The 4,265-nt window shown below is 41.4% G+C and carries 4 protein-coding genes; 1 reads left to right on the top strand and 3 read right to left on the bottom strand.

From position 1 onward, the window contains the following. The 3 genes from LHW48_06390 to dnaX form a co-directional block, all read right to left on the bottom strand. A partial coding sequence (locus tag LHW48_06390) for a hypothetical protein (GenBank protein MCB5260087.1) occupies positions 1-207 on the bottom strand: 207 nt, incomplete at its 3' end. Positions 208-570: 363 nt separating this feature from the next. Continuing rightward, positions 571-1,602: a glycosyltransferase gene (locus LHW48_06395; GenBank protein ID MCB5260088.1), complete on the bottom strand. Its 1,032-nt coding sequence runs from the start codon at positions 1,600-1,602 to the stop codon at positions 571-573. Positions 1,603-1,670: 68 nt separating this feature from the next. Continuing rightward, entirely contained in the window at positions 1,671-3,281 is a 1,611-nt protein-coding gene (gene dnaX, locus LHW48_06400; GenBank protein ID MCB5260089.1) for a DNA polymerase III subunit gamma/tau, read from the bottom strand. 126 nt (positions 3,282-3,407) lie between these two features. On the opposite strand from dnaX, the gene LHW48_06405 reads away from it, so the two are divergent. Next, positions 3,408-4,265 (top strand): diphosphate--fructose-6-phosphate 1-phosphotransferase (locus LHW48_06405; GenBank protein MCB5260090.1); only part of this gene is annotated, 858 nt, incomplete at its 3' end.

A 4,265-nucleotide genomic window follows, 5' to 3' on the forward strand; every position in this document is an offset into this window, starting at 1 on the left:
CAAACCGTAATTCTGTGCATCCACATTGAGCCCAACCAGTATCTTAAGGGTCAAGTCCGCATTTGCCTTCAAGCTCTCAATCAGCTCACTGATACCTGAGAAATAAAAGAAACCTACCAGAAATTTCAGTTCTTGGCTTTCTTTTATTAGGATTGAGAGTCTTTTCTTGAGCTGTGCGCTGCCTGTATTGGTGATAAAATTACTCAAGCCAAACCCCCATAAATATCTGTACTCATGATGAAAGTGCTCCTGAGGTTTTGAGCGCTTACTTGAAGTATGAAAATTTTACAGTACGATTCTATCATATTAGCCTTTCTTTGAGTTTAATATTGTTTGTTGTCAATTAATCTTTAACAATTAGCACCGTTACCTCACTTATTTAGCGCAAAATTAATCTTCAAACAATTAATTAAACATGGGTGTGTTAGTCAAGTAATTAATGGATTGCAGTTTCTGTACTATACAAATACGAAGTAGACTGGCACATCAACATGGATTGGTGGCTCTAAAGTTAGATAAAAAAATAATAGCAAAACGTGTCATTGAACTTTATTAAAGATTATTCATACTTCATTTCCACTTGTAATTTCCAAGTGTTCCCCTTATTCCGTAGAAGATAAATTGTAGGGGGAAGATGATGATCTGGGCAAAATAGAGAATCCCTAAGTAAGTTTTTTGAACCAAAGCCAGATGTTTCTGAGAGATAGCCAATTCCACTAAGGATTTAAGCGTTACCGTACCTAACAAAAGGAAATCCCCTTTCCCAATCAGCAACAGAATGATAGCCCAGTAGAATATAACAAAATAGAAGAAGACAAAAGCTGAAAGTTTTTTCACATGAGGAGGATGATAGCGAAATTTCGAGGCTCGGCGTATATTTTTATGGTATTGTTTGCACACGCTTCCATGCTCAATACACTCTACCTGCATTTTTACAGCGGGATTGTAGTATGCTTGCCTTATGTAAGGCATCATTTTTATAAGCTGCAGATCGTCATCTCCGCTGAGCAAATGCGATATCCCGCCAAAGCCCCCCGCTTTTTTGAATAGGCTCTTTCTATAGATCATATTGCATGCGCTTGCCGTGATTGGCTTCTTATAATACAAGCCTGCTGCAGCCAATATATAATAGATGCTGCGTTCAAAATTTACTAAAGTAAGATTACTCTCCCCTTCTTTGGTCAAAATAGTGCTGTAACCCAATAAATAGTCAGTTTCTGGAGTCATTAGTTCAGATATTTCTGCCAACCATCCCGGAGGAGGCTTACAATCAGCATCGGTGAAGGCCAAAATGTCGTATTGTGCAGCCTCAATTCCCTTTTGCAGAGCTGCTTTCTTGCCAATGTACCCTTCAATTTCATCTTGAAAATCTATCACCCGGATACCGAATTGTCCCTCCCAATTATTAAGAATTTCCATGCTGTCATCGCTGGAGTGGTCGTTAATAATTATTACCTCATAGGCCGCATCAATGGGATGCATTTGAGCAAATGAAGTAAGCAGGCGGGGTAGATTTTGCGCTTCGTTTCGGGCTGCAATTATTACACTTATGGGCTCTGGCAGATGCTTATCTTTTTGCCTGGGCGGCAAACTGTGCATCATACCTCTACTTAATGTAAGCAGTAAGACCAGATATAAGAGACTGATAACAAGGAATATAATGCTAAAGATCAGATTAACCTCGCATCGGTTTGTTCTATAAAGCCTTTAAGCTCAGGGTTCTCAGTTTGGATATCGGCAATGGTTTTGCGGGTAATATTTACCTTAGTAGGCGCTTCTTTCTCTTCCAGATTTAAAATGAGTCTTAACGGTTTACCAAAAACATCTGCCAAAATGCGCTCAATGCGTTCCTTCTGATTATCAATCGCATTGAGGTTTGTTGGCGAATCTGTTTGAAGCACAAGTGCATTTTCGTTTAGGCTAATAAACTCGGCCTTCGCAAACGCTATCCCGGCTATCAGGCTACTTTTTCTGATGCGCTGCGCCAAAGCTTCCCAGTTCGAGCGAATATTCTCTTCACTGGCTTCCAACTTGCCTATCTCAGCTACTTGGGGGCTGCGAGGTTGTGACGCAACTTTTTTAGCTGGAACTTCTTTCGTTTCCGGTTTAGCATCTCGGGAGGCGGAACTCGTTACAGATACAGAGTCTGACAAGATGGCTCCTCGCTTAAGATCCGTAATGAGCTTGCTAATATCATTGATCTCATCCAAGCGAGAGAGTTTTATCATTGTAGCTTCAATTAAAAGATAGGGATTGTTGCTAATTCTGATATCGCTACGGGTTTGAATCAGTTGACTCATGATGTAAAGCAAATCATTTTGACTGAACATCTTGGCAACATTTTCAAACAAGGGCATCTCTTCCGAACTTACATCATTGATTTTGATCCCCAATTGACTGAGTAAAACCAAGCGCAAGAATTCTAGTTTGTTGGCAATAAACTCCTGTAAATCTATCCCTTCTTCAAAGATCTGATGTAAATCGATTACTACGCCTTGAGTATCGTGCTCCTTTAACTTACATAAAAAATTATAGTATAGTTGATTGGGTATCATCCCAAAGATTTGCCGCACACTGTTTATTTTTATGTCGTTGGCACAATAACTAATGGTTTGATCCATCAATGAAAGCGCATCCCGCATTCCGCCATCTGCCTTGCGGGCTATAAGATACAAGGATTCATCATCGGCATTTATTTCTTCTTTATCACAAATATCTCGCAACCGCCTAACGATAGCTTCTACTGGAATGCGTTTGAAATCGTAACGCTGGCAACGTGAAATTATGGTAGGCAATACTTTATGCGGTTCTGTAGTGGCAAATATAAATATCACATTTTCGGGAGGTTCCTCCAAAGTCTTGAGTAAAGCATTGAAGGCATTTTTGGATAGCATATGAACTTCATCGATAATATATATCTTGTATTTGGAACCGCTTGCCGCATACAATAGTTCTTTTTGCAATTCGCGAATATCATCTACTCCGGTATTACTAGCGCCGTCTATCTCGATTACATCAGATGAAACGCCTGAGGTTATCTCCTTGCAATTTGTACAAATATTACAAGGGTTGATAGTGGGTCCCTGCTCGCAATTCAAGCTTTTTGCCATAATGCGGGCAAGCGAGGTTTTCCCCACTCCTCGAGGTCCGGTAAACAGATAGGCATGGGCAATGCGACCGGATTCGATTGCGCTTTGCAGAATCTTGGTAACATGATCCTGTGCGTATACTTCAGAGAAGCTTTGCGGGCGGTATTTGCGCGCAAGTACTATGTAGCTCATACTACCTCCATACACCACTGTTTTAACAAAGCGGATTTAGGCAAGTATTTTCTGCTGGACAAAATATAGAGGGTTGCCAAAGCTTGATTTTTCGAATAAGTGAACGGATCTTTAAGGAGGAAATGGATGAAACTCGAAGGAAAAGTTGTTATTGCTCAAGGTGGCGGACCAACTGCGGTGATAAACCAATCTATGGTTGGAGCTGCGTTGGAATCTCGCAAATTCCCACAGGTTACCAGAGTATATGGCGCTCTACATGGTGTGCAAGGTATTGTAAATGAGAATTTTATTGATCTTACTCAGGAGACTACTCACAATCTGGAGCAGGTGGCAAATACTCCCTCCAGCGCACTGCTTTCTACCCGAGACAAGCCCGACGAAAACTACTGCAAAGAAATATTCAAAGTTCTTAAAGCCCATGATGTTCGCTATTTCTTTTACATTGGTGGAAACGACTCCTCCGATACCGTTAGAATTGTAAATGAACAGGCACAGAACGCCGAATACGAGTTCAGAGCCATACACATTCCCAAAACCATAGATAACGATCTCGTTCTTAGCGATCACACTCCCGGATATGGCTCTGCCGCCAGGTTCGTAGCCTCAGCATTTGCTGGAGTAAATTTGGATAATCGCGCTCTTCCCGGAGTATACATCGGCGTTGTGATGGGGCGTCATGCTGGTTTCCTCACGGCTGCTTCTGCTTTGGGACAAAAGTATCCTGATGATGGTCCTCATCTAATTTATATGCCCGAACGTCCTTTTAGCAGAGATAAATTTTTGCAGGACGTAAAACACAGCTATGAGCAATATGGTCGATGCATAGTCGCAGTTTCCGAAGGTATAATTGATGAAGAAGGTATTCCGATGATAGCCAAGCTAACCAAAGCTGTAGAGCATGACGCTCATGGCAATGTGCAGCTTTCTGGAACAGGCATGTTGGGAGATCTTCTTTGCGATTTGGTGCGAGACAAGCTAAAGATC

Source organism: Candidatus Cloacimonadota bacterium, from assembly GCA_020532355.1.
In the GTDB taxonomy this organism is placed as follows: domain Bacteria; phylum Cloacimonadota; class Cloacimonadia; order Cloacimonadales; family Cloacimonadaceae; genus UBA5456.